This is a genomic window from Seonamhaeicola marinus (assembly GCF_008085455.1).
On record NZ_VSDQ01000332.1, the window covers coordinates 63,512 to 87,595 of the forward strand.

At 32.3% G+C, this 24,084-nt stretch carries 29 protein-coding genes, 1 other RNA gene and 1 pseudogene; 17 read left to right on the forward strand and 14 right to left on the reverse strand.

Annotation, left to right across the window (positions count from 1 at the left end; translation table 11 throughout):
• Positions 1-24 precede the first annotated feature (24 nt).
• The 7 genes from FUA24_RS04555 to ssrA all read left to right on the forward strand — a co-directional run bounded on the left by FUA24_RS04555 (position 25) and on the right by ssrA (position 4,357).
• Positions 25-1,404, forward strand: a complete 1,380-nt coding sequence (locus tag FUA24_RS04555) for a DUF4153 domain-containing protein (RefSeq protein ID WP_148540227.1) — start codon at positions 25-27, stop codon at positions 1,402-1,404.
• Positions 1,405-1,444: 40 nt separating this feature from the next.
• On the forward strand, positions 1,445-1,810 hold the full coding sequence (locus tag FUA24_RS04560) for a hypothetical protein (protein ID WP_148540228.1): 366 nt from the start codon (positions 1,445-1,447) through the stop codon (positions 1,808-1,810).
• Positions 1,785-2,414 (forward strand): SanA/YdcF family protein, encoded by a 630-nt coding sequence (locus FUA24_RS04565; RefSeq protein ID WP_187388163.1) that lies wholly within the window; start codon positions 1,785-1,787, stop codon positions 2,412-2,414. Before FUA24_RS04560 ends, FUA24_RS04565 begins: the two co-directional genes overlap by 26 nt.
• Positions 2,415-2,444: 30 nt before the next feature.
• Complete coding sequence (locus FUA24_RS04570) at positions 2,445-2,807, forward strand: hypothetical protein (protein WP_148540229.1); 363 nt, start codon at positions 2,445-2,447, stop codon at positions 2,805-2,807.
• Positions 2,804-3,169 (forward strand): ribosomal maturation YjgA family protein, encoded by a 366-nt coding sequence (locus tag FUA24_RS04575; protein ID WP_148540230.1) that lies wholly within the window; start codon positions 2,804-2,806, stop codon positions 3,167-3,169. The genes FUA24_RS04570 and FUA24_RS04575 overlap by 4 nt, the downstream gene beginning before the upstream one ends.
• Positions 3,170-3,252: 83 nt before the next feature.
• Entirely contained in the window at positions 3,253-3,828 is a 576-nt protein-coding gene (locus FUA24_RS04580) for a DUF1361 domain-containing protein (RefSeq protein WP_246146951.1), read from the forward strand.
• Between the two features lie 133 nt (positions 3,829-3,961).
• Positions 3,962-4,357, forward strand: a transfer-messenger RNA (tmRNA) gene (gene ssrA, locus FUA24_RS04585).
• Positions 4,358-4,608: 251 nt separating this feature from the next.
• On the opposite strand, the gene FUA24_RS04590 is transcribed toward ssrA, so the two are convergent.
• From FUA24_RS04590 to FUA24_RS04605, 5 genes are all read right to left on the reverse strand, one after another.
• The gene (locus FUA24_RS04590; RefSeq protein WP_148540232.1) at positions 4,609-5,283 is read right to left on the reverse strand and encodes a response regulator; all 675 of its coding nucleotides are present in this window, start codon (positions 5,281-5,283) and stop codon (positions 4,609-4,611) included.
• 8 nt (positions 5,284-5,291) lie between these two features.
• Positions 5,292-7,319 carry a tetratricopeptide repeat-containing sensor histidine kinase gene (locus tag FUA24_RS04595; RefSeq protein ID WP_148540233.1) on the reverse strand — a complete coding sequence of 676 codons (2,028 nt, stop codon included), beginning with the start codon at positions 7,317-7,319 and terminating at the stop codon, positions 5,292-5,294.
• A 73-nt stretch (positions 7,320-7,392) separates the two neighbouring features.
• Positions 7,393-7,566 carry a hypothetical protein gene (locus FUA24_RS25010; RefSeq protein WP_187388164.1) on the reverse strand — a complete coding sequence of 58 codons (174 nt, stop codon included), beginning with the start codon at positions 7,564-7,566 and terminating at the stop codon, positions 7,393-7,395.
• A 394-nt stretch (positions 7,567-7,960) separates the two neighbouring features.
• Positions 7,961-8,680: a LytR/AlgR family response regulator transcription factor gene (locus tag FUA24_RS04600; RefSeq protein WP_148540234.1), complete on the reverse strand. Its 720-nt coding sequence runs from the start codon at positions 8,678-8,680 to the stop codon at positions 7,961-7,963.
• A gap of 116 nt (positions 8,681-8,796) precedes the next feature.
• A complete protein-coding gene (locus FUA24_RS04605) occupies positions 8,797-9,768 on the reverse strand; it encodes a hypothetical protein (protein WP_148540235.1) in 972 nt (323 codons plus the stop codon).
• Between the two features lies 1 nt (position 9,769).
• On the opposite strand from FUA24_RS04605, the gene FUA24_RS04610 reads away from it, so the two are divergent.
• Positions 9,770-10,261 (forward strand): hypothetical protein, encoded by a 492-nt coding sequence (locus tag FUA24_RS04610; protein ID WP_148540236.1) that lies wholly within the window; start codon positions 9,770-9,772, stop codon positions 10,259-10,261.
• A 278-nt stretch (positions 10,262-10,539) separates the two neighbouring features.
• On the opposite strand, the gene FUA24_RS04615 is transcribed toward FUA24_RS04610, so the two are convergent.
• The 6 genes from FUA24_RS04615 to FUA24_RS04640 form a co-directional block, all read right to left on the reverse strand.
• Positions 10,540-11,103 carry a hypothetical protein gene (locus FUA24_RS04615; protein WP_148540237.1) on the reverse strand — a complete coding sequence of 188 codons (564 nt, stop codon included), beginning with the start codon at positions 11,101-11,103 and terminating at the stop codon, positions 10,540-10,542.
• A 182-nt stretch (positions 11,104-11,285) separates the two neighbouring features.
• On the reverse strand, positions 11,286-11,561 hold the full coding sequence (locus FUA24_RS04620; RefSeq protein WP_148540238.1) for a hypothetical protein: 276 nt from the start codon (positions 11,559-11,561) through the stop codon (positions 11,286-11,288).
• 183 nt (positions 11,562-11,744) lie between these two features.
• On the reverse strand, positions 11,745-12,146 hold the full coding sequence (locus tag FUA24_RS04625; protein WP_187388165.1) for a rhodanese-like domain-containing protein: 402 nt from the start codon (positions 12,144-12,146) through the stop codon (positions 11,745-11,747).
• 1 nt (position 12,147) lies between these two features.
• Positions 12,148-12,465: a rhodanese-like domain-containing protein gene (locus FUA24_RS04630; protein WP_148540240.1), complete on the reverse strand. Its 318-nt coding sequence runs from the start codon at positions 12,463-12,465 to the stop codon at positions 12,148-12,150.
• Positions 12,466-12,579: 114 nt separating this feature from the next.
• Positions 12,580-13,200: a thioredoxin family protein gene (locus FUA24_RS04635; protein WP_148540241.1), complete on the reverse strand. Its 621-nt coding sequence runs from the start codon at positions 13,198-13,200 to the stop codon at positions 12,580-12,582.
• A gap of 6 nt (positions 13,201-13,206) precedes the next feature.
• On the reverse strand, positions 13,207-13,692 hold the full coding sequence (locus tag FUA24_RS04640) for a TlpA family protein disulfide reductase (protein WP_148540242.1): 486 nt from the start codon (positions 13,690-13,692) through the stop codon (positions 13,207-13,209).
• Positions 13,693-13,956: 264 nt separating this feature from the next.
• On the opposite strand from FUA24_RS04640, the gene FUA24_RS04645 reads away from it, so the two are divergent.
• From FUA24_RS04645 to FUA24_RS04680, 9 genes and pseudogenes are all read left to right on the forward strand, one after another.
• Positions 13,957-15,363, forward strand: coding sequence for an anthranilate synthase component I family protein (locus tag FUA24_RS04645; protein WP_148540243.1), 1,407 nt, complete (start codon positions 13,957-13,959; stop codon positions 15,361-15,363).
• Positions 15,364-15,368: 5 nt separating this feature from the next.
• Positions 15,369-15,935, forward strand: coding sequence for an anthranilate synthase component II (locus tag FUA24_RS04650; protein ID WP_148540244.1), 567 nt, complete (start codon positions 15,369-15,371; stop codon positions 15,933-15,935).
• Positions 15,936-16,031: 96 nt separating this feature from the next.
• Entirely contained in the window at positions 16,032-17,027 is a 996-nt protein-coding gene (gene trpD / locus FUA24_RS04655; protein ID WP_148540245.1) for an anthranilate phosphoribosyltransferase, read from the forward strand.
• 75 nt (positions 17,028-17,102) lie between these two features.
• Entirely contained in the window at positions 17,103-17,888 is a 786-nt protein-coding gene (gene trpC, locus FUA24_RS04660) for an indole-3-glycerol phosphate synthase TrpC (RefSeq protein WP_148540246.1), read from the forward strand.
• Between the two features lie 97 nt (positions 17,889-17,985).
• Positions 17,986-18,570 (forward strand): annotated as a pseudogene (locus tag FUA24_RS26060) (phosphoribosylanthranilate isomerase); the annotation flags it as partial.
• A 33-nt stretch (positions 18,571-18,603) separates the two neighbouring features.
• Positions 18,604-19,791 (forward strand): tryptophan synthase subunit beta, encoded by a 1,188-nt coding sequence (gene trpB, locus FUA24_RS04665; RefSeq protein ID WP_317131934.1) that lies wholly within the window; start codon positions 18,604-18,606, stop codon positions 19,789-19,791.
• A gap of 48 nt (positions 19,792-19,839) precedes the next feature.
• A complete protein-coding gene (locus FUA24_RS04670) occupies positions 19,840-20,124 on the forward strand; it encodes a GIY-YIG nuclease family protein (RefSeq protein ID WP_148540248.1) in 285 nt (94 codons plus the stop codon).
• A gap of 44 nt (positions 20,125-20,168) precedes the next feature.
• Positions 20,169-20,933: a tryptophan synthase subunit alpha gene (gene trpA / locus FUA24_RS04675; protein ID WP_148540249.1), complete on the forward strand. Its 765-nt coding sequence runs from the start codon at positions 20,169-20,171 to the stop codon at positions 20,931-20,933.
• 395 nt (positions 20,934-21,328) lie between these two features.
• Positions 21,329-21,787, forward strand: coding sequence for a tRNA (cytidine(34)-2'-O)-methyltransferase (locus FUA24_RS04680; RefSeq protein ID WP_148540250.1), 459 nt, complete (start codon positions 21,329-21,331; stop codon positions 21,785-21,787).
• Here FUA24_RS04680 and FUA24_RS04685 read toward each other — a convergent pair.
• From FUA24_RS04685 to FUA24_RS04695, 3 genes are all read right to left on the reverse strand, one after another.
• On the reverse strand, positions 21,779-22,681 hold the full coding sequence (locus FUA24_RS04685) for a TIGR01777 family oxidoreductase (RefSeq protein WP_148540251.1): 903 nt from the start codon (positions 22,679-22,681) through the stop codon (positions 21,779-21,781). The two genes, FUA24_RS04680 and FUA24_RS04685, sit on opposite strands and share 9 nt — an antisense overlap.
• A gap of 180 nt (positions 22,682-22,861) precedes the next feature.
• Positions 22,862-23,569: a tRNA (5-methylaminomethyl-2-thiouridine)(34)-methyltransferase MnmD gene (mnmD, locus tag FUA24_RS04690; protein WP_148540252.1), complete on the reverse strand. Its 708-nt coding sequence runs from the start codon at positions 23,567-23,569 to the stop codon at positions 22,862-22,864.
• A 2-nt stretch (positions 23,570-23,571) separates the two neighbouring features.
• Complete coding sequence (locus FUA24_RS04695) at positions 23,572-24,075, reverse strand: DUF4920 domain-containing protein (RefSeq protein ID WP_148540253.1); 504 nt, start codon at positions 24,073-24,075, stop codon at positions 23,572-23,574.
• Between the last annotated feature and the right edge of the window lie 9 nt (positions 24,076-24,084).

Here is a 24,084-nt window from a genome sequence, read left to right on the forward strand (position 1 = left end):
CAAAGTACTTTAAAACCATGTAATATGAAAAAAGTAACATTAATTATTGGGAGTATATTATTTAGTACTCTTTTCTATGAGCAAAGTCTCGGATTAAACATCACCTTTTTTTGCCTTATCACCTTAGCCGTATTAATTACCTACAACTTAAAAGCCTTTAAACGAAAAAGCACCGTTGCCTATAGTTTACTCTATGTTATATCTGCCATTAGCTTTTTCTTTTTTAATTCAAACCTAGCGCTAATAGCTAATATTTTATCCTTTCTTACCCTTGTTGGCCACGTTTCGGAATTGAATACATCTATTTATGTGAATTGGTTGAATGGGTTTTACACTTTTGTTGCGGGTTTTTTCCACAGAAATTTTGCTATAGACAAAACGGAAGATCGCGTAAAACCTAAAAAAGATATTGATTACGTGCAATGGATTAAAATAATTGGTATTCCGTTGGCTGTTATTACAATCTTTATTAGTCTTTACAGAAAAGGAAATCCTGTTTTCAACGATTTAATTAATAAAATTGACTTTGGTTTTATTAATTTTCAATGGATTCTATTATCCTTTTTTGGCTATTATCTGCTTTATAACATTTCAAAACCGGTAAAGGTGGATCCTGCAACCTCTTTAGATAAAAACACAAATAATAATCTTACTCAAAAGCACGAACTACTACTAACAACTCTTAAAAAAGAGAACCAATTAGGGGTTGTATTAATAGCGCTATTAAATCTACTTATCCTCTTCTTTTTAATTACAGATTTTACCTTTTTACTTTCTACCAAAGACCTCAGAGCTTCGGTTTACTCAAATCAGGTTCATAGCGGCATTAATGCTCTAATTGCTTCAATTGTAATGGCCATAGCCATAATACTATACTTCTTTAGAGGCAACCTCAACTTTTATAAGGAGAATACACATCTAAAAATGCTTGCTTATATATGGATAGTTTTAAATCTGATCCTGGTAATCAATACTGCTATTAAAGACTGTCAGTACATTTACTACTTTGGTTTTACTTATAAGAGAATTGGAGTTTTAATGTATTTACTACTTACCGTAATTGGCTTAACCACCACTGCCATAAAAGTTAAGAACATTAAAAACCTTTGGTACTTATTAAGAGTTAATACCATTACTGCTTTTGCCATTCTTGTTATCTCTTGTACTATTAATTGGGATGCTCATATTACGCATTACAACTTAAACTTTGCCAAGTCTATAGACTTTAACTACCTAATTAATTTATCTAATAATAATGTTTTTGTATTAAAAGAACATTGCGAGAACATAAACTTAGATGAAGAAAAAGTGCGCAAAATTGAAAACAAATACAACAAGTACATACAGCAATTAAAACGTAATAATTGGCAGGAATTTAATTATGATAACTTCAAATTGCAGTAGGAGAATGTACGTTAGCAAAACCATTTTTAAATCAACATTATTGGCAACCATCATATTTTGGTCCATAATTATTAGTGATCAAGGTTTTGATACATTAATGCTTGCTGGTATTCCTCTTTCAATGCTTCCTATTGGTATTTCTTGTTCTATAGTTATTATACTTACAATTTTGCCATTTTTCTGGAATTCCGATAAAGCAAACAGAGATAATGAAGTTGTCTTTAAAAGGTATTTTCCATATTACGCAATCACAAGTTTTAGCATATGCCTATATGGGTTTATTTTAGTTACTGAAGTCTATTTCTTTTGGTTTTCCGCATTTTTCACATCCTTACAAGCATGGATATGGTTTACAAAATCGAACACAAAAACAACAAAACATGAAACTAAAAAAACTTCTATTTAGGGGCTTGATCATAACAATCGTTTATGTTTTCGTAATAAACAATTGGATTGTTTATCAAACCAAAAATTTAATCTATGATGATATATCGCATATTCCCAAAAATAAGGTGGGCTTAGTTTTAGGAGCAGGTAAATTCACGTCAAGTGGCCATATAAACCTCTACTATAAATATAGATTGCAAGCTGCTATAGATTTATTTAATTCAGGTAAAATAGAGTTCATTTTAGTAAGTGGAGATAATGGTAGAAAAGATTACGATGAACCTACAGACTTTAAAAATGATCTCATAAAAAAAGGTATTCCCGAACACAAAATATTTCTGGATTATGCAGGATTTAGAACACTTGATTCTGTAGTAAGAGCAAAAGAGGTCTTTCAACTAAATTCGGTTACCATAATCTCCCAACAATTTCATAATGAGAGAGCTCTTTACATAGCTAAACATAAAAATATAAAGGCCATTGCTTTTAATGCAAAAGATACTCATGGCAAATATTCTTACAAAACTAGACTTAGGGAATACTTAGCAAAAACTAAGGCTTCTTTTGATGTGTTATTTAATGTTCAACCTAAATATTTGGGTAAGAAAATAAAAATATCATAGCGTAAGGCAGTACAACCAAAAACTAAATACATGAGCAAGTTAAAATCATTAGTGCACTGCATCAATTTTGGTCAACAATATGATTGTATTTCACAAATTCCTAAAAATAAAATTGGCGTAGTATCTAACATAGAAAAGTATATAATATCAGGTAAAATTAACCTTTACTATAAACACATTCTTGAAACTACTCTGAGCCTATTTAAATCAAAAAAAATTGAACTCATCCTTATTAATTGTAATACGACAAACAATGATTTAAAGAATGACTTAATAGAATTTGGTGTTCCTGAAAACAACATCTATATGGATGTTTCTAATTTTAAAACTTTAGACAGCGTTATAGCAACTAAAAGGCTATTTGGTTTAAACAAAATCACTCTAATATCATGATACTCAGTCTTAGTAAAAACTATAAACTTTTAACCTTTTTATTATTTCTAACCGAAGTAAGTATTGCTTGTTTTATAAAAACCGGATTCATTAGACACACTTTAGGAGACTATTTAGTAGTTATCTTACTCTATTGTTTTATAAAAATATTTATAGAAGGGTATTCTAATTTAATAGCTATTGGCGTACTTGTCTTTTCATTTATTATAGAATTCCTGCAACTTTTTAACGTCTTAGATTATTTAAACATCCAAAATAACATCATAAGAATCATACTTGGAACTACGTTTCAAACAACAGATCTAGTTGCCTATACACTAGGTATTTTAACCATATTAATTATCGAAAATTCTAAAGAATGACACATATTAAAAAATTGGTTTTTAGTCAGTTCAAAACATTTGCACTATTAAGTGTTTCAATCGCTTTTAGCTTAGTTCTGCTAATGATTAAAATAAGAATTACACATTCCTTTATTTACTTGTTTTTAGTTTGGAATCTGTTTCTAGCAGTCATCCCATTTATCATTTCCACTTATTTGATAAGTACTCCCAAACTTAACAAATTAATGGTCTTACTATGGTGTTTGGTTTGGCTGCTTTTTCTACCCAATGCCCCTTATATAGTAACAGATTTATTGCATTTAAATAATGGGGATTCTAAATTACTTTGGTTAGATGTTTTGGTAATAAGTTCTTTTGCTTTTAATGGATTAATACTATTCTATTATTCATTAATAGACATAAAAGAAATACTTAGCCATCGGTTTAATATTAAGTTTCCAAAATCACTAACCCTTTGTATTTTATTTCTATCTAGTTTTGGCGTGTATTTGGGAAGGTTTTTAAGATATAATTCCTGGGAAATTATCCAGAAACCAATAAACCTATTTAAAGATATAATTCAGATTATCTTTCATCCTAATCAAAATGCTGAGGCTTGGTTATTCACACTTTTATTCGGAACATTTTTGACTGTGGGATATTATTGTTTCTCTAACAATAGAGCTTTTATGGAATAATTTTTGATTTAACCTTAAGGTATTTAAAACGAATTTGAAAGTTTTTGATACCTTTGCTGCCCGCATTAGGAACTTGAAATGAATTATATTGTTTTAAAGTATCCTAAAGTGTGTTCAGAATGAATTTAATTAAGGGGTCGACTGGTTTTGACAGCGAGATTAATTGAACAGTAAGCACGTGGTGTAATGATTTTGAAACACCTAAAAGGCTAAATCAAACTTTAAACGGCGAAAATAACTACGCTTTAGCTGCTTAATAACTGAATTATAGTAAGTTCAAGCCTCGGCGCACAAGGTGCGCAAGCTAAATGTCTCCGGAAAGCCCTAGTTTATGGCGTTCTTTTTAGAGGCATCGTAAATATAAACTAAGGTATTACAGTGCTTTGATGTAGTACCGAGATTTAGAAGCTAAGTTTTAAGTGGGTAGTTTTTAGCCAGCTTATTACCTAAAATTAAGTAAAGACTAAACGTGTAGAAAGCTCTTTGGTTACTTGTTTGGACGAGGGTTCGAGTCCCTCCGACTCCACAAAAAAAGAGGACAATTTTATTTTTATAAAGTTTGTCCTCTTTTTTTTAAAGGAATTATTCTTACACAAAACTACAAAACATTAAAAACAAAATGTAAACACCTTTAAAATACCAAGGTAAAACCCTAAACACTCTAAGCTTCTTAGTACTAATTTTACAGTAGCTATTAATTAATTATTATAATTATTAGGGCGAGAATATGCAAAAGCTCTGGACGTTGAGAGGTCCGGAGCTTTTTTTTTATATAAGAAATTATATAAAACCAGAATCTTCTGCTGCTTGTAGTAGCTCTCTATCGCCTTTACTTTCTACATTAAATTCTTCCTTAAGAATACGTTTTCTTCTCTCTATAGCAGCTATAGAAAGATTTAAAATACCCGGAAGATCTTTCATTTTTGCTCCTTTAGATAGCTCAAAAAGCATTTGTCTATCTGTTCTATCCAAAACAAAATCATTGGTAGATTTTTTACGTAAAAACTTTAAGACTGTTTTGCAATAATATGGTGGTTCTTCTAAAACACTTTCAATAGCTTCAGTTAGAACTTCAGGTGTTAAATCGTTTTTAATTAAGAACCCATCAGGGTCTATACTTTTTAAAATGCTATTTAATCTTACATTTTTTGTGTAGGTAGTAGAAACAACAATCTTAGCTTCGGGTAAAACCTCTCTTATAAGCATCCCTAAATCTTCTCCCGAAATAATCTTTCCATCTTCTGAAGGCGGTAAACTAATATCTAAAAACACGAGGTCTAATCCTTCTGCACCTATATACTGCTGAATTAAAGCATTAGCCGAATCACAATTATTGGCAGTATCAATTTTAAAATCAAACTCTTGTCTTTTACCGACATGTTTTACGGCGCTTTGATAGGCTTTTACGATTAAAGGATGATCATCTACAATTAATACATTAAATACTTTAGACATGTGCAATACTACGTTGAAACTGAAACTTTAATTATGGTACCTTGGTTGGGTTTAGATTCAACATTAAAACCTCCATTAAGCTTTAACACTCTATTTTCCATGTTTTTAAGCCCAATACCCTTTTTATGTTTAAGATTAATGAACCCTTTGCCATCATCTTTAATACTCAAATGTAATGTTTTTTCGGTTTTAGTGAAAGCTATACTAACATTATTAGCATTGGCATGTTTAACTATATTTTGAATAGCTTCTTGAATGATTCTATATAAGGCTACCTTTAGTTTATCATCAATATTAGACCAATTAATATTTTTATTTTTTTCGATGTCATAATTTAAATGATGCACTTTAAGCTGTCCCGCTACATAATCTTCAATAATATCTATAAAACCTGTATCGGACTTTAGAATATTATTTTTAAGCGCATGAGAAATATCTCTTATTTCTTTCTCTATACCTTGTAATTCACCTAAGTAAGATTTGTACTCATTTACATCCTCTTGGTCTCCTGTTAAATCTAAAAAGCCCATGCCTACCCTAGCACCAAACAATTTACCCAAAACACCATCATGCAATTCTTCAGATATTCTATGCCGTTCTTGGGTACGTCCTTCTTCTAAGTTGGTCTGCTGTTTTTGCATTAAAATATAAATCTCTTCATTAGCCCTCTGTTGTTCTTGTTCAAACAATAATTCTTTGTTTTTTGCCCGTTGCTGACGTATAAAATATAGTAAGCCTAAGAGTACAACAAAAATACCGCCAATAACAGAAATTAATATATTTTGTGTAGTTAAGCGTTCCGTTTCTTCTATATAAGCATCTGTTTCGTATTCTATTCTGGTAAACTTGTTTCTTACTTTACGTTCTTCTGCATGAATTTTATCCGTTAAATCTATATACGTCTTCAAATAATCATCCGCGTTCTTTTTATCTAAAATCGAGAGTAATTTCAAAGATCTAAATCTGTCTACATTACCTTCAGCATTACGAGCTACTTCTTCAGCAAGATTCGCATACTGAATAGCTTTTAATGTATCTTTATTATAGGCACAGTACTCCGCCAAATGCTGATAACTCGAAGAAATTCCTTTGTAAATTTTTAAACTGTCTCTAATTTTAAGCGCTTCTATAAGATTTTCATATACTCCCAAAGTATCATAAGTTTTTAGCTTATTGTAGGCCAAGTTACTTTTTAACGTAGCATAAAGTTTAGGGTATTCATACTTTAAAGGTTTATAATCCAAACCTTTTTTATAATACTCTATTGCCTTTACATAATCTTTTTTCTCCTTGTGAACTAAACCTATATTATTATAAATTGTGCCTGCAAGGGTTTTATCATCCGTCTTGCTAGCATAAATTAAAGCTTTATCATAATGTATTAAAGCTTTATCAAACTCCTTGAGTCCTGCAAAATTACTACCCAAATGATTATGACAATTATAAAGAAACTTAAATGGCAATTCTTCTAACATTTCAAATTCTTTTAAAGCTTGAAAAGTCAATTTTTCAGTTCCTGTATTATCATTAAAATCACTACGTATTTGAGCCATATCAAAATAGCTACGACCTAACAATCTCTTATGATCTATTTTTTTAAAAAGTTTACTGGCCTTATTGTAAAAATAATAGGCGGTATCCAAATCTCTCTGTGTATTTAAATAGTAGTACCCGTACATGTATTCGGTTAAACCAATTTTTAAGGTATCCTTAAGTTTGACTGCTAATGTTAACTTTTCAGCATTCATCTTTTTGAATAAAACAGTATCCTTTTTATAGATTAAGTTAGAAATACTTAATAAACAATTAAACCTAGTAGAGTCATTAAGATGCCGACATAACTTATGTGCTTTTGTAAGATAATCTCTTCCTTTATCGAAAGATTTAGAAGTCTTGTATTGCTTAACATAATACTCTATACTATCCGTAACCTGCTTCGTTTGAGTTGGAGTAGATTGAATTTTGTCCTGAGAACAATTAACTGTACAAAATAGAATTAGCAAGATAGATAATAATCTATAGAAAAAATTTTGCATTTGTATTTTTTAAATTCTGATAAAGCTAAAAAAAATAGCTCTAAACCAAAGTTTAGAGCTATTTTAATTTTAACTAACTTCCTTGTCCTGGAGGTGGTGGATCTTCTTTTCCTCCGTTATCTCCACCAGTGGCAAATACCTCGGTATCATTGGTTAATGTTTCTTCTTCATTAAGATCTTGTTTAGTACAAGAAAAACTTACCATAGCAATTAGTAAAAGGGCAATAAATGAACGTAATAGTTTCATAACATTTCGTTTTAAATTTAGACATCGGTTAAATGAGCCAGATGCTAGCTGTAACTCGAAATGCGCGCATGTAACTAGTTTAAAATAAAAAGGTTAAACCTTAAATAACTAGTAAAGAAATTTCTGTTATACAAATTTACAATGATTGAAAGCACCTACAAAGAGAATACGAAAGCCTTTAGTAAAAGGGGTGTTTTTGGGAGTGAAAGGGGTATTTTTAAGAGTGAAATTACCTTGTGAATCTGGTAAAAGTCTCTTTTAGGATTTTACCCTAAAGTTTTAAATACATTTTAGATATAAACTATTGGAGATTAGAACATACAAAATCCTGTTGTGCAATTACACTAAAGGTTTAAGTAGAATGGGAATTGATGAATTTTTACAAGCGTATAGCCTATACTGCTTGTAATGCAGCTATAGAATTTAGCATGTGGTCTACATTTTTCTTATAAAATTTTGTAAACGGTACTTTTTGACTGTATTTCTTAAATGAACATTTTAAATTACCATAGTTGATTCTAGAAACAAAATTTGAGTTTATTATATAACTCTTATGTACCCTTAAAAAATTTTTAGGTAAAATGGTTTGATAGGTTTTTAATGTCTTAAATGAATTGACGACACTGCCATCGGCCATATGAAAATCTGTAGTGTTATTATCAGCCCTTAAAAACAGTATTTCGTCGGTATTTAAGTAGCGATAATCTTTATAGGATTTGAGACAGATACGGCTAGATTTGGTAGGGCGTTTTTTTTTAAACCTAAGAACCGTTTTTCTTATGTCTAAATCTGTAGTTGGCATTAACAGGTAATCAAAAAAACCTGTTTTTATGGACTCATAGGTCCGATCTTTTGTTGCTGAAATGGCAATAAACTCAGTATTATCATTTAAATACTCATTTACTTCTTTAGCAAAATCAAACGGATCAATGGAATCTTCGGAGTCAATATTAATAAAAATTAGGTCTGGAGATTCTTTAAGAATATCATTCATGGAAGACAGATAATCGTGACCAATACCAGCGCATTTAAACTCTGGAAGGTCTTCTAGAACTTTGGTTAAACTGTTATTAACCTTTAAGTTTTTATTATCTATGATGAAATAACTAAACAATTCAGCAAACTTTTGGTGCTAAATTAAATACAAATAAAGAACATTGTTTAGGGAATTACATTGATAAAAGTATGGTATATTCCTCTAAAATATGTGGATAGCCCTTAAATTTTAAACTATTCAATACATTTTAACTTATCCATAAAGAATGCTTTGTATTCTATATTGTCTATTTCTAAAGTTCCTTTTGTACCCTTTAGTAAAACTGATTTAATTGGTGATTGCTTTAATATTGTGATGTGAGATTGTTTTAATCTTCCTTTAAACAAATACTCGCCACATTCCACATCCCAATAATGATAAAAAGTTACGGATCTGTTATTCTCTAAAGTTACTTTTACACTAGATCTGTTATTTGATAAGTAACTCACACAGCCAAGATCTACCGAAGAATTAATAAAGACATCTAACTTACTGCCTTGTTTATACAATTCGATAGTTAAGTTTTTATTAATATTATAAGGTTCAGTTCGGATTATCCTTGTTCGTGAAAAAGAATCGTATTCATTTATTTGATAATGACACTTATTTCTATATGCTAATTCTTCCTCATTCAGAACGGGCTTTGCGTTAGCTTTGGCTATTGAATCTAATCGCTTTTGTTCCCTTAGAGCCCTTTTACGTTTTTCTTCTTGAGCTTTTTCAAAAGCGATGCGCCTGCGTTCATAATCTAAGGCCTCGGCTATAGAATCTAAACGGCGTTGTTCTTTCTTTAAAGCCTCTTCACGTTCTTTTGCTTGCTTTTTCTCTAGAGCTATACGTCTACGTTCAACCTCCTGAGCTTTTGCAATGGAGTCCAATCGCTTTTGCTCCTTTAAAGCCTCTACTCGTTTTCTAGCTTGTTCTTTCTCAAAGGCGATACGTTTGCGTTCGGCTTCTTCTACTTTGGCTATAGAATCTAAGCGACGTTGTTCTTTTAAAGCCTCCGCGCGTTTTCTTGCCTCTTCTTTCTCGAAGGCAATACGTTGGCGTTCCGCTTCCTCCACTTTGGCTATGGAATCTAAGCGACGTTGTTCTTTTAAAGCCTCCGCGCGTTTTCTTGCCTCATCTTTCTCGAAGGCAATACATTGGCGTTCCGCTTCCTCCACTTTGGCTATAGAATCTAAGCGACGTTGCTCCCTTAAAGCTTCCGCGCGTTTTCTTGCCTCTTCTTTCTCAAAAGCAATACGCTGGCGTTCAGCTTCTTCTACTTTAGCTATAGAATCTAAACGACGTTGTTCTTTTAACGCTTCTGCACGTTTTCTTGCCTCTTCTTTCTCAAAAGCAATACGCTGGCGTTCAGCTTCTTCTACTTTAGCTATAGAATCTAAACGACGTTGTTCTTTTAACGCTTCTGCACGTTTTCTTGCCTCTTCTTTCTCAAAAGCAATACGCTGGCGTTCGGCTTCTTCTACTTTAGCTATGGAATCTAAACGACGTTGTTCTTTTAATGCCTCTGCACGTTTTCTTGCCTCTTCTTTCTCAAAGGCAATGCGTTGGCGTTCGGCTTCTTCTACTTTAGCTATAGAATCTAAACGACGTTGCTCCTTTAAAGCCTCTGCGCGTTTTCTTGCCTCTTCTTTCTCAAAGGCGATACGTTGACGTTCGGCTTCTTCTACTATAGCTATAGAATCTAAGCGACGTTGTTCTTTTAATGCCTCTGCACGTTTTCTTGCCTCCTCTTTCTCAAAGGCGATACGTTTGCGTTCGGCTTCTTCTACTTTAGCTATAGAATCTAAGCGACGTTGTTCTTTTAACGCTTCTGCACGTTTTCTTGCCTCTTCTTTCTCAAAGGCAATACGTTGGCGTTCCGCTGCGTCTGCTTTGGGTATAGAGGCTAAGCGACGTTGTTCGTTTAACGCTTCTGCACGTTTTCTTGCCTATTCTTTCTCAAAGGCGATACGCTGGCGTTCGGCTTCTTCTACGTTAGCTATAGAATCTAAACGACGTTGTTCTTTTAATGCCTCTGCACGTTTTCTTGCCTCTTCTTTCTCAAAGGCAATACGTTTGCGTTCCGCTTCTTCTACTTTAGCTATGGAGTCTTTTAAACGTTTTTCCTTTTCAATTTTATCCTTATTTACAATCTGATAAATACGCTTTTTCCGTTCTTCTTCTTCTTTACGCCTACGTTCTCTTTCTTGGTCTTGGAACTCAAAATATAAATCTTCAATTTCATCGTTTAACACAAGATCTTCAATAGTTACCAATCCTGTCCAATCTTTATATTGGATCTTGTAATTATCATTTCCTAAATAAGCAATAACAGTACACTTTTGATTTTCTTTAAAATCCGTAATTGGACGTGTTAATTCATTTACACTTTTATCTATGTTTCTGAACAAAGTACCTTCTTGAGAAAAACGTGTGGGTATACTAACATCTTGTCCAAAAAGATTTGAACACAATAGTAATGTAAGTACCAATATGTAGATATTTCTAACCATAAAACTAAACGCTATTTCTTAAAAATAATCGTTTTTATTAAGTCAATTTTGATAGATTTTGGGCTGCTAAAATATAAATATTAACCGCTTTTCACCAGTTAATATACAATAAAACTTAATATTCATATTTAAAAAAACCCATATAGCTATATATGGGTTAAATTTTTATTAAGTGAAAAGTGTTATACCACTTTCTGACTCTGTTTTTGTTTCATTTTTTCTAGTAACATAAGCTCTCTTTGAATTTCTTCTTTTCTTTCGTTGAACTTACGTAATTTTTCGTCTCTTATTTGTTGGTTTTTAATGCGTTGTTGTTTCTTTATTTCATTCCTTTCAGATTGAATTTTTTCTGCACGTTTTTGTTTCATTTTTTCCATGGCTACAGAAAAATAAGCAAAACCATACATGCATACAAACAACAAGGCGATTATCCCCAAAATAATATAACCGTTATCCATAATTTTTTAAGCTATTAATTTAGTTAACACTCGAACTTTTTCATTTTAAACACTTTAGCATTAAAATGACTTACAATTTTATACCAAATAAATAAAAAGCATAACTAAGATTAAAATAAAAAAGGTGAAGTACTTAAAAAAGAGGTTAAAGTATATTTTGGATTCTTTTTAGAAACAAGACCTTTAGTTTTTAACTTTTTCTACTTCAAATTCCTTAGACTTCCAGTCCAAAATTCCACCCTTTAAATTATAGATTTCTTTAAACCCAGCTTCCTTAAACAACGCTATACTTTTCACGCTTCTTTTACCGGATCTGCAATATACATAAACTGGTTTTTCTTTATCTAAGGCTTCAATTTCTTTTGGAAACGTTGCCGCAAAAAAGTTAATATTTATTGATGTTTTGATATGCTCAGCAGTATATTCTTTAGGTGTTCTAACGTCTATTAACTGAACCATTTTATTTTGAAGTACTTCAGACAGTTCTTCGGATGACAAATCTTTAAAACCGTTTTGAGCATTAGTCTCACAACCAATAAGCGTTAAGCTAAGAACAGCTCCAAATAGTACTAAAAGCTTTCTCATGCTATTCCATATCAACAACATCACCAGACCAATCTAGCATACCTCCTTCTAGGTTATAGGCGTTCTCGAAACCTAGCTCTTCCATTATATGACAAGCCTGTCCGCTTCTATTTCCCGACCTACAATAAACATAGTAATTTTTATGCTTATCAAGTTCATCAACTTTATCAACAAACTCGTCTCCTAAATAAAAGTCTATGTGAATGGCATTTGGTATTATTCCTTCAGCAACCTCGGCATCTGTTCTAACATCTAATATAACTGCGTTATCATCATTAGCCAGCTGTTCTGCCCATTCTTCTTGTGTTAAATCTTCCATTGAAATAAATATGAATTAATTTGAATACAAACTTAGTATTTCTATAGATATAGACGAAAAAAATCTGAAGCATTACACTTCAGATTCCGTTATATCTTATTTTTATTAAATAGATTAGACTTTAATAGAACACCCTATAGCTCTGGTTTCTTTTTGAGGTACCTCTTTACCATCTAAAAGAGCATCAACAGCGTCCTCAACATACTTTGTTGTTACCGAGCTCGCATCTTTATAATTATTGTCTATTGCACCTATATACTCCACAACCATTCCTTTTTTCGTCTTTTCCAAAACAAAAACATGTGGTGTTTTAGTAGCTCCAAATTTAGGATACACTTCTTGTTTAGCATCAATTAAATACGGAAAAGTAAAGCCTTTGTTTTCCGCTCTTTGTTTCATAGATTCTAAATTATCTCCTGGTTTTACAGCTATATTATTAGGCATTATGGCAATAACCGGATACCCTTTTGAGGCATACTTCTTATCTAAATCTATAATTCTATCTTCATACATAACGGCATAAGGGCATGTGTTGCATGTAAACGTAACTATGAAGCCCTTGGCGTCTTTGTAATCTGAAAGTGAAATCATTTTTCCATCAATATTTTTTAATGAAAAATCTTCGGCTATATCACCTATTTTATAACCCTCAACTACATTTTCTTTTGGAATAGTAAAAGCTGCTACAGATACAACCATAACAGTAACTATAAGTAATTTGATTGTTTTGCTCATTTTATTTTAGTTTAAAAATTTGTTTAATTCTTTTTCTAACTCCTCATAGGTAAACGATTTTTCATAAAAGCTTCGTTTGTCATTTTTATAAATAATGGTAGCGGGTATAGAACCAGACCAATCTTTACTAATTTTAGGAATCCAACTGTTAGAATCTACATCATCCAAAACGATAACCTTTGGGTCTAAATTCCTTTCTTTTATAAATGGTTTTAATTTAGTTTCAAACTGGTGCGGAAAATCTAAGCTTACTAATAACACTTCAACATCTCCTCCTTTATATTTTGAATGCAATTCTTCAAAATGGGGCAGCTCCTTAACACATGGCCCGCACCAAGTTGCCCAAAAGTTTACCACATGAACTTTATCGTCCTTTTTATTCAGAAAAGGTTTTAACCCTTCAAAATCATAAATCTCTAAAGCAGATTCCTTCTTTTTGTCATTGCAACTTAATATTATTAAAACTGCAACAAATAGTAATTTTATTTTCATAAGTATAAAAATAATGATAAGATCATTGAACTAAATGTAGTTTAACAATCTTTTAAATAAAAAATATTGCAAAGGGTTGGTAAATAATATTTTCATTTTTATATTTGACTCGTTAATAAACAATATAATGAACACAAATTTAAATACTACTTGGTGGTGGCGCTTCAGAAACTTAACATTCGTGAAGTAAAACCCTAGTATATTTAAATCTAAAATATCATAAAGGCTTGTCATTCACGACAGGCCTTTTTTATGTAATAACAAATGAAAAAAATTAACCTTTTTACGCATTATAAAAAAATCTTAACGGATACCATTACTCCCGTTACGGTGTATTATAAAATTAGGGACAAATACCCAAACAGCATTTTGTTAGAAAGTGGTGATTACCACAGAAACCATAAGAATTTCTCTTATATATGTTTTAATCCAATTGCCTCTATTAAAGTTGAAAACGAAGTAATTTCGCAAACATTTCCGGATGGCAGTACTTCAGAATTAAACATTTCTAACGAGGTAAATGTAGTTGATGAAATTTATAAATTCACAAAACAATTTAATGTGTCTAGTGAAGAAAATTTCAAGTTTATTAATAATGGGATTTTTGGTTATACTGCTTATGATGCAGTACGGTATTTTGAGGACATAGACATAGGTAAAAAGGAAAACTCGGTAGACATACCAGATGTTTATTATGCCGTTTACCAAAACATCATAGCTATTAATCATTTTAAGAGTGAGGCCTACATTTTTTCACACTGCCCTGAAGGTGTTGAGAGTAATGTTGATGCTATTGATACTCTTATTAATGTTCAAAATTTTGCTTCGTATAATTTCGATTCAAAAGGAGACATCACTTCTAACCTAACTGATGAGGAATTTTTACAGCATGTAGATTACGCTAAAAAGCATTGTGCAAGGGGCGATGTTTTTCAATTAGTGTTATCCAGAAGTTTTTCTCAAGAATTTACTGGTGATGACTTTAATGTATACAGAGCACTTAGGAGTATAAATCCGTCTCCTTACCTATTTTATTTTGATTATGGTGATTTTAAAATCTTTGGAAGTTCACCAGAAGCACAATTAATAGTAACTGATGGTTTAGCTGAAATTCACCCAATCGCCGGAACTTACAAGAGAACAGGCGATTATGAAAAAGATGAAGTTCTAGCAGATAAGTTGGTTAAAGACGATAAGGAAAATGCTGAACATGTTATGCTCGTTGATTTAGCCAGAAATGATCTGTCTCGTCATGGTAGCAATGTACAGGTTGAAACCTATAGAGAAGTACAATTCTTTTCTCATGTAATTCATTTGGTTAGTAAAGTTACAGGACAAAAGCATGATACGACTTCTACAATGCAAGTTGTTGCAGATACATTTCCTGCGGGAACCTTAAGTGGTGCTCCAAAACATAGAGCTATGCAACTTATTGAGCAATATGAAAAAACAAGTAGAGGCTTTTATGGTGGCGCTATAGGTTTTATGGATTTTGAAGGTAACTTTAATCATGCCATTATGATTAGAACCTTTTTAAGTAAAGATTATAAACTGAATTGGCAGGCGGGCGCTGGATTGGTTTCTAAATCAAACCCTGAAAGCGAAAGACAAGAAGTATTTAATAAGTTAGGAGCGTTAAATAAAGCTATTCAATTAGCCAAAGATATTTAGTAAGGATGAAGAAAGTATTAGTTATAGATAATTACGATAGTTTTACTTATAATCTAGTTCATTATCTAGAAGATTTAAACTGTGATGTTACAGTTTATAGAAATGACAAGTTAGAACTTGAAGATGTTGAACCGTTTGATAAAATTGTATTATCTCCGGGTCCTGGAATTCCCGATGAAGCAGGTTTGTTAAAAGCTATTATCAAAACATATGCACCTTCAAAAAGTATTTTAGGGGTATGTCTTGGCCAACAAGCTATTGGTGAAGTTTTTGGTGGTTCTTTAGTGAACTTAGACGAAGTTTATCATGGTGTTGCTACTAAGGTTGAAATAAGTGTAGATGACGAAATCATTTTTAAAGACCTAGACAAAGAGATCGAGGTTGGACGTTACCATTCATGGGTTGTTAATGCCAATTTACCAGAAAGTTTAGAAGCCACTTCTTTTGACGAAAATGGTCAAGTAATGTCTTTACGTCATAAAGAATACGATGTTAAAGGCGTTCAATACCATCCTGAATCGGTTTTAACTCCAGATGGAAAAAAGATATTAGAAAATTGGGTGAATAGCTAATACCCCAAAAGGAGCTATAAAAATGTTGAAAACGAAACAAGTAAAAATTTAAGAAACTAACAAATTCCCTCTCCTCTGGAGAGGGTTAGGGAGAGGATGAAAGATATACTAAACAGATTAATAAACCACGAAACAATCTCAACCGAAGAAGCAAAACAGGTTATAGTAAACATTTCTAACGATATGTATAACCCAAGCCAAATTGCCTGTTTCTTATCGGTTTATATGATGAGAAGTATTACCATTGAAGAATTACAAGGTTTCAGAGACGCACTTCTTGAACTTTGTATTAGGGTTGACTTAAGCGATTTTAATGCTATTGATATTGTTGGTACTGGTGGCGACGGTAAAAATACCTTTAACATTTCAACCTTATCTTCTTTTATAACCGCAGGTGCTGGGGTGAACGTTTCAAAGCATGGAAATTATGGTGTTTCATCAACTTCTGGCTCATCAAACGTTATGGAAAATTTAGGAGTGAAATTTTCTAACGATGAAGATTTTTTAAGACGCTGTTTAGATAAAGCAGGTATTTGCATATTACATGCTCCTTTATTCCACCCTGCTATGAAAAACGTAGCCCCAATTCGTAGAGAACTGGGTGTAAAAACCTTTTTCAACATGTTAGGTCCTATGGTAAACCCATCTTTTCCAAAAAGTCAATCATTAGGTGTCTTTAACTTAGAAGTGTTGCGCCTTTATAGTTTCTTGTATCAAAACACAGATAAAAATTATAGTATCGTTTATGCTTTAGATGGTTATGATGAAATCTCTCTAACAGGTAAAGCCAAAATAGTCTCAAATAATTCTGAAAAACTATTTTCTCCAGAAGACTTAGGGTTAACAAAGGTAAAGCAAAAAGCTATTTATGGTGGGGATACTGTTGAAGATGCTGCCAAAATATTTGTTGATATTATCAGTGGAAAAGGAACGGAAGCTCAAAACAATGTAGTTTGCGCTAATGCAGGTTTGGCAATAGCAACTTCAAAACAGATATCGCATAAAGAAGGGTTTGAATTAGCAAAAACATCTTTATTCTCTGGTAAAGCAAAAGCAAGTTTAGATAAATTGATAGAACTTAGTAAAAAATAGTCTGCTTTAAACGGTTTTCAATTGGCGGTAAAGTTGCTGACTGAAGACTGAAGACTGAAAAATGAAGACTGAAAAATGAATATACTAGACAAAATAGTAATAGATAAACGCAAAGACGTCGACTTAAGGAAAAACTTAATTCCAACATCTCAGTTAGAACAATCAGTATTGTTTTCAAGAGATACCATTTCCTTAGCTCATAAATTAAAAAATAGTACTTCTGGAATTATAGCTGAACACAAAAGACGTTCGCCTTCAAAATCAATAATCAACAATAGTTTAAACACTCAAGATGTTGCTTCTGGATATGAAGATGCAGGGGTGTGTGGTATGTCGGTTTTAACAGATGGTAAATATTTTGGAGGATCCTTAGATGATTTATTAACTGCTAGAGCAAGTTGTAACCTACCTCTTTTAAGAAAAGAATTTATTATTGACGAGTATCAAATTCTAGAAGCCAAGGCATATGGTGCAGATGTTATCCTTTTAATTGCCGCTATTTTAACCAGAGAAGAGATTAAGCAATATTCGGAATTTGCGCAAAGTCTAAACCTTAATGTACTTCTAGAAATCCATAATGAAGAAGAGCTACATAAATCTGTAATGCCAAGTTTGGATATGCTTGGTGTAAATAATAGAAATTTAAAAACCTTTGAGGTAAGTTTAGAAACCAGTAAATCATTAAGCAGTATGATACCAGATGATTTTGTTAAGGTGTCTGAAAGTGGTATTAGTAATGTAAGTGCTATTAAAGAACTTCAGCCCTATGGTTACAAAGGGTTCTTAATTGGTGAGAACTTTATGAAAACGGACAACCCAGGTGTGAGTGCAAAAGAATTTATTAAAGAATTAGAAAAATAATATCATGTCGAACGTGTGTGAGACATCTCATAAGGAGATTTCTCAATCGCTTCGCTCATGTCGAAATGACACAAAGATGAAACTAAAAGTTTGCGGAATGAAATATCAAGATAATATGGAACAAGTTGCTGCTTTGCAACCGGATTATCTTGGTTTTATATTTTATGAAAAATCTCCAAGGCATTTTGATACCAAAATACCAGAACTTCCGGAAAGTATCAAAAAAACTGGAGTTTTCGTAAATGAAGATCTAAACACTGTTATAGAACAAGTCAATAAGTTCAAACTAGATGCAGTTCAACTTCATGGTGAAGAATCACCGTTTTATTGCAACATGCTAAGAACAACAAAGCTACTATCTAAACCTATTGAAGTTATTAAAGTATTTTCTGTAAAAGATGGATTTAACTTTGAAGTTTTAAAGGAGTTTGAAAACGTTTGTGATTACTACTTATTTGATACCAAAGGAAAATTACCTGGAGGTAACGGCTATACTTTTGATTGGAGTCTACTTAACGACTACCCTTCAACAAAGCCTTTCTTTTTAAGCGGCGGTATTGGTTTAGATCAAGTGTCTGATATTAAAAAATTTAAAGAAAGTGAAGCTTCAAAATATTGTTATGCTTTAGATATAAATAGCAAATTTGAGATAGCACCAGGTTTAAAAAATGTTGCTATTATAAAAGAGTTTCAAAACAAATTGAGTAATAAAACTATGCAAGAGAATTATAATGTAGACGACAAAGGTTATTACGGCGACTTTGGTGGTGCCTATATTCCTGAAATGCTTTACCCTAACGTAGAAGAGTTGCGTCAAAACTATTTAAAAGTAATGGCCGAGCCAGACTTTAAAAATGAATTTGACAAACTACTAAAAGATTATGTAGGTAGACCTTCACCTTTATATTTTGCTAAGCGTCTTTCTGAAAAATACAATACCAAAATATATTTAAAACGTGAAGATCTAAATCACACAGGGGCACATAAAATTAATAATACCATTGGTCAAATACTCATGGCAAAACGCCTAGGTAAAAAACGTATTATTGCAGAAACTGGCGCAGGTCAACATGGTGTTGCAACGGCTACAGTTTGTGCTTTAATGGGACTTGAGTGTATCGTTTACATGGGAGAAATTGACATAGCACGTCAGGCTCCTAATGTGGCACGCATGAAAATGCTTGGCGCAAAAGTTGTTCCTGCCTTATCTGGCAGTCGTACACTAAAAGATGCTACAAATGAAGCTATTAGAGACTGGATTAACAATCCTGTAAACACACATTACATTATTGGTTCTGCAATAGGTCCGCATCCATACCCAGATATGGTAACAAGGTTTCAATCGGTTATTTCGGAGGAAATTAAATGGCAATTAAAAGAACAAGAAGGCAGAGAAAACCCAGATTATGTTGCCGCTTGTATTGGCGGTGGAAGTAATGCTGCCGGAACATATTACCACTTTTTACATGAAGAAGACGTAAAAATTATTGCCGTTGAGGCTGCTGGTCTAGGTGTAGATTCAGGAGAAAGTGCAGCAACTTCTGTACTTGGAAAAGAGGGTATTATTCATGGTTGTAAAACCTTATTAATGCAAACTAACGACGGACAAATTACTGAGCCCTACTCTATTTCTGCAGGATTAGATTATCCTGGTGTAGGGCCAATGCATGCACATTTATGTAAAACAGGTAGAGCCGAGTTCTTATCAATAACCGATGATGAAGCTATGAAAGCGGGATTAGAGCTATGTGAATTAGAAGGTATAATTCCTGCTATTGAAAGTTCACACGCACTGGCTATTTTTGAACAAAAACAATTTAAACCAGATGACGTTGTTGTTATGAGTTTGTCAGGACGCGGAGATAAGGATTTACAGAATTATATAGATTATTTTAGGATATAGGTTTTAGTTGTTTTTCATTTCCGAGAAATCGGAAATCTCTTAAAAACTATGGATATTCATTATGTATACATATTAACAAATACAAACAATACGGTTTTATATATCGGAAGAACAAAACAACTAAAAGAACGGTTAAATCAACATAGAAATAATAATTCAAAATCTTTTACAGGAAAATATAACGTAACTAAGTTAGTTTATTTTGAAACAACCAAATACGTTAACAACTCTATTAAAAGAGAAAGACAATTAAAGAAATGGAATAGGGAATGGAAAATCAGTTTAATAAATAGTTTGAACCCAGATTGGAAAGACCTTTCAGAATACATTTAAATAGATTTCCGCCTTCGCGGAAATGAAAAAAATAGGCATTCAACATGAACAGAATTAATCAAAAGTTACAAGAAGACAAAAAACTACTCTCAATATATTTTACAGCAGGTTATCCAAATATTGATGACACGGTTAAAACCATTCAAGACTTAGAAAAAAATGGTGTAGATTTAATTGAAATTGGCTTGCCATTTAGTGATCCTTTAGCAGACGGACCAACCATTCAAGACAGTTCAACCCAAGCTTTAAAAAATGGTATGACGACTGAAGTACTTTTTAATCAATTAAAAGATATTAGAGCTTCTGTTTCAATTCCGCTAATTATAATGGGATATTTTAACCCTATGTTACAATACGGTGTTGAAGACTTCTGTAAAAAATGCCAGGAAATAGGAATTGATGGCCTAATTATTCCAGATCTACCAGTCGATGTTTACCATGAAGAATATCAAGCTACTTTTGAAAAATATGGCCTAATTAACGTATTCCTAATTACTCCGCAAACTAGTGATGAACGTATTCGTTTTATTGATTCTGTTTCTAACGGATTCATTTATATGGTAAGTAGTGCTAGTACAACTGGAGCTAAATCTGGTTTTGGTGACGAACAAACACAGTATTTTGAACGTATAAATAATCTAAACCTTAAAAACCCTCAAATTGTTGGTTTTGGAATAAGTAACAATGAGACTTTTACGGCAGCTACAAAATATGCCAAAGGTGCTATTATTGGAAGTGCATTTGTAAAACATGTAACTAAGGAAGGGGTTGAAACAATTGATAAGTTTGTTGACTCAATTTTAAATTGACAAAAAGTGATAAAATAGTATTGTATGGTATCTTATATCTAATAAGCTTTACAAGTCTATATACCTTTGTTTTTCATAATTGTAAAGCTTGGCTACTTTTATTCGCGCTATTGTGCGTTTATAATTTACCTTCTCTATTTTCAATTTTAATTTTACTCTACATAGAAAAACTCAAAAAAAACAAAATACATGATATATGGTTCTGCCTTTTATCTTTATTTATTTTTTGTATTTCCTTTTATGTATTTAAACACTTAATTTTTAAAGACACTAGAAACATTTTCCCCATATTTGATGAACACTTTTTAATAATTGTCTCTTTATCTTTTTTTTCTAAATTGTTGGCATATCTAATTGTAAACGTATCTACCTTATTTTCTAAGAAATAAACTATTATGTCTTTAAACATTGTTTTATTCGAACCCGAAATCCCAAATAACACTGGCAATATAGGTAGATTAACACTAGCTTCAGGCTCAAAACTGCATTTGGTAAAACCGTTAGGTTTTGACATTGATGATGCTAAATTAAAACGTGCTGGCTTGGATTATTGGCCACATTTAGATGTAATTTATTATGACAATATTGAAGCCTTTTTTAAACAACATTCCGATAAAAAATTAGCCTTTTTATCGAGCCATGGTACTGAGCTACATTGGGAAATTCCTTTTGAAGAAAATATGTTTTTAATTTTCGGAAAAGAATCTGTTGGACTACCTAAGCATATCACTGAAAAATATAAAAACAAGCTTTATAGGATTCCGCTTTATAGTAATAAAGTAAGGAGTCTAAATCTTGCAAATGCCGTTAGTATTATTGTTTATGAGGGTTTAAGGCAATTAAACCTAAAGTAGGTTTTCCAATGCTGGTTGTAAATGGTGGTATTTAAAATAAAATCCTTTATCCTCTATTTTCTTGGAACTTACGCGTTGACTATCAAATAAAATCTGATGCATTTCACCTAAAACTAATTTCATAAAGAACTTTGGTATGTTAGGCAAGAACAAGGGCCTTTTCAAAACTTTTGCTATGGTTCGGGTAACCTCCTTGTTTGATACTGGGTTTGGAGATACACCATTGTAAACACCTACCAAGTTATTTTCAATTACATACAAGAACATATTAGCAAGGTCTTCAAGGTGTATCCAAGACTGCCATTGTTTACCACTTCCAAAAGCAGCTCCAACACCATATTTTATGGGTTTAGACATTTGAGGTAAAGCCCCTCCCTTTTCAGATAACACCAAACCAATTCTAATTTTAGACACCGAAATATTCAGAACATTAAAACTATTAACCGAGTCTTCCCATGCTTTTACCACATCTCCTAAAAAAGAAGTATTGGTTGCCTTAGAACTCTCATCATAATAATTCACCAAAGAATCTGGATAAATACTAATGCCACTAGCAGAAACAACTTGCTTAATAGTATGTGATTCCCCTTTTAAAGCATTAACCAATAATGCCGTAGTCTTAGTTCTGCTAGATAAAATTTCTTCCTTGTATTCTGGAGTCCATCGGTTAGAAACTGAAGCTCCTGCTAAATGAATTATTGCATCTACATTTTTAAAACAGCTTTTGTCTATTTCCTCCTTTGAAGTATTCCAATAAAAGCCATGATAATTATCTAAAGTCTTAATCTTAGCTTTGTTGGTAGTGAGGTAATTTACTGCAATACCCTTCTCATGACAAATCTTAACGATTTGCTGGCCTACCAAACCTGTTGCTCCTGTAATTAATATCCTCATATAATAAAGTTACAAAATGCAAAAACGTTTCAAAAGTTATTTAAGTTAGGTTTAACAATTTCAAATTGCCTATGGATCAATTATTATTGATTAATACTTAATGCGTAAAACATTCCTCTTTCTTTCGCCCACGCAACATTTAGCTCATAACACATACCTGTCTTTTGTGGTCGCTGAATGTCACCCTCCCTTACGTCCACGTAACATTTCACGTTTTCCTGGAGGACCAGGGAGCTTTTCAACCATAAATCCAACGGATTGCATAGCTCTTCGGACACTACCTTTTGCCGAATATGTCACCAAAACACCGTCATCTTTTAATGCTTCAAACATTTTTTTAAAAATGGCCTCTGTCCACAACTCTGGTTGAACTCTAGCTCCAAAAGCATCAAAATATATAAGATTAAATTGCTCCTTGTCTTCAATCTCATCAAAAAACTTTTCTTGTTTGGTTAAAGTAAATGTATCTGAGATTTGATATTCTTCTTCCCAAGTTGAATAGTGCAATTCCTTAAAAACGGATGCTTCAACATTTAATTCATCAGCATAATTTAGTTTAGTAATCTCTTCACTGGAAACAGGATAACCTTCAACCCCAACATAGTTTATTGGGATTTTTAACTTTCCTGATTCCACATACGTTATTAGAGCATTTAACCCCGTACCAAAACCTATTTCAAGTATAGATAATGTATTTAGAGATTCTTCGTGTAGTTCGTCCTGAGCAGAGCCGGAGTGCTCTGAATTAAATATATAATGTAAACCATGCTTTATAAATACATGATATGCTTCTTGAATTGCACCATGTTTAGAATGGTATTGTTCATTCCACTCAGGAATATGGATGGTTGATGAACCATCTGCTGTAATAATAATTTCTCGTTTCAATCTTATTCCGCTACTAAAACACCATCGGCTTCAAAAGAAAATGTTTTCTTTGATTCTGTAATTGCATCAATTTCATCTTTAGACTTACCAGCGTCTTCTGCATAATGCTTTAGCTCGTCAACTGGAACTTCTTTTACATACGCCTTTCCGTTTACAACAACTTGTTTACCAGCTATATCTTTAGGTACAAAAAAACCATAATCTTTAAACTTTACCATAGCCTCTTTTCCCTCTCCTAAATCTAAAGTCATCCAACAGCCTTTAGCTTGACAAACCTTTTTCACAGTAGCTGTCATTTTAGAATTTATACTATCGCCAACATTCATGTCTTTATAATGATTTAACATAGAAGAAAAAGCCACGGCATCATCAGAAATAATTTCTTTTCCAAAGGAAGCATATACTATTTCCGGAGTTTCAATATTTACATTTTCTTCTTGTTCTGCTTTCTTTTTGCAAGAATTTAACACTAACACACTAATAAATAAAGCAATAAATAACCTCATAATATGAAT

Excerpts from the sequence above, each read along its gene's own strand:
- FUA24_RS04625 (WP_187388165.1), bottom strand. The coding sequence starts at position 12,146 with ATGAGAAAGCTTTTAGTACTATTTGGAGCTGTTCTTAGCTTAACGCTT.
- FUA24_RS04570 (WP_148540229.1), top strand. The coding sequence starts at position 2,445 with ATGAGCAAGTTAAAATCATTAGTGCACTGCATCAATTTTGGTCAACAA.
- FUA24_RS04620 (WP_148540238.1), bottom strand. The coding sequence starts at position 11,561 with ATGGATAACGGTTATATTATTTTGGGGATAATCGCCTTGTTGTTTGTA.
- FUA24_RS04580 (WP_246146951.1), top strand. The coding sequence starts at position 3,253 with ATGATTAAAATAAGAATTACACATTCCTTTATTTACTTGTTTTTAGTT.
- FUA24_RS04680 (WP_148540250.1), top strand. The coding sequence starts at position 21,329 with ATGTCTTTAAACATTGTTTTATTCGAACCCGAAATCCCAAATAACACT.
- trpD (WP_148540245.1), top strand. The coding sequence starts at position 16,032 with ATGAAAGATATACTAAACAGATTAATAAACCACGAAACAATCTCAACC.
- FUA24_RS25010 (WP_187388164.1), bottom strand. The coding sequence starts at position 7,566 with ATGAAACTATTACGTTCATTTATTGCCCTTTTACTAATTGCTATGGTA.
- FUA24_RS04555 (WP_148540227.1), top strand. The coding sequence starts at position 25 with ATGAAAAAAGTAACATTAATTATTGGGAGTATATTATTTAGTACTCTT.
- FUA24_RS04650 (WP_148540244.1), top strand. The coding sequence starts at position 15,369 with ATGAAGAAAGTATTAGTTATAGATAATTACGATAGTTTTACTTATAAT.
- trpA (WP_148540249.1), top strand. The coding sequence starts at position 20,169 with ATGAACAGAATTAATCAAAAGTTACAAGAAGACAAAAAACTACTCTCA.
- FUA24_RS04685 (WP_148540251.1), bottom strand. The coding sequence starts at position 22,681 with ATGAGGATATTAATTACAGGAGCAACAGGTTTGGTAGGCCAGCAAATC.
- FUA24_RS04645 (WP_148540243.1), top strand. The coding sequence starts at position 13,957 with ATGAAAAAAATTAACCTTTTTACGCATTATAAAAAAATCTTAACGGAT.
- FUA24_RS04640 (WP_148540242.1), bottom strand. The coding sequence starts at position 13,692 with ATGAAAATAAAATTACTATTTGTTGCAGTTTTAATAATATTAAGTTGC.
- FUA24_RS04695 (WP_148540253.1), bottom strand. The coding sequence starts at position 24,075 with ATGAGGTTATTTATTGCTTTATTTATTAGTGTGTTAGTGTTAAATTCT.
- FUA24_RS04670 (WP_148540248.1), top strand. The coding sequence starts at position 19,840 with ATGGATATTCATTATGTATACATATTAACAAATACAAACAATACGGTT.
- trpC (WP_148540246.1), top strand. The coding sequence starts at position 17,103 with ATGAATATACTAGACAAAATAGTAATAGATAAACGCAAAGACGTCGAC.
- FUA24_RS04630 (WP_148540240.1), bottom strand. The coding sequence starts at position 12,465 with ATGGAAGATTTAACACAAGAAGAATGGGCAGAACAGCTGGCTAATGAT.
- FUA24_RS04575 (WP_148540230.1), top strand. The coding sequence starts at position 2,804 with ATGATACTCAGTCTTAGTAAAAACTATAAACTTTTAACCTTTTTATTA.
- FUA24_RS04565 (WP_187388163.1), top strand. The coding sequence starts at position 1,785 with ATGAAACTAAAAAAACTTCTATTTAGGGGCTTGATCATAACAATCGTT.
- FUA24_RS04615 (WP_148540237.1), bottom strand. The coding sequence starts at position 11,103 with ATGGTTAGAAATATCTACATATTGGTACTTACATTACTATTGTGTTCA.
- FUA24_RS04595 (WP_148540233.1), bottom strand. The coding sequence starts at position 7,319 with ATGCAAAATTTTTTCTATAGATTATTATCTATCTTGCTAATTCTATTT.
- FUA24_RS04635 (WP_148540241.1), bottom strand. The coding sequence starts at position 13,200 with ATGAGCAAAACAATCAAATTACTTATAGTTACTGTTATGGTTGTATCT.
- FUA24_RS04590 (WP_148540232.1), bottom strand. The coding sequence starts at position 5,283 with ATGTCTAAAGTATTTAATGTATTAATTGTAGATGATCATCCTTTAATC.
- trpB (WP_317131934.1), top strand. The coding sequence starts at position 18,604 with ATGCAAGAGAATTATAATGTAGACGACAAAGGTTATTACGGCGACTTT.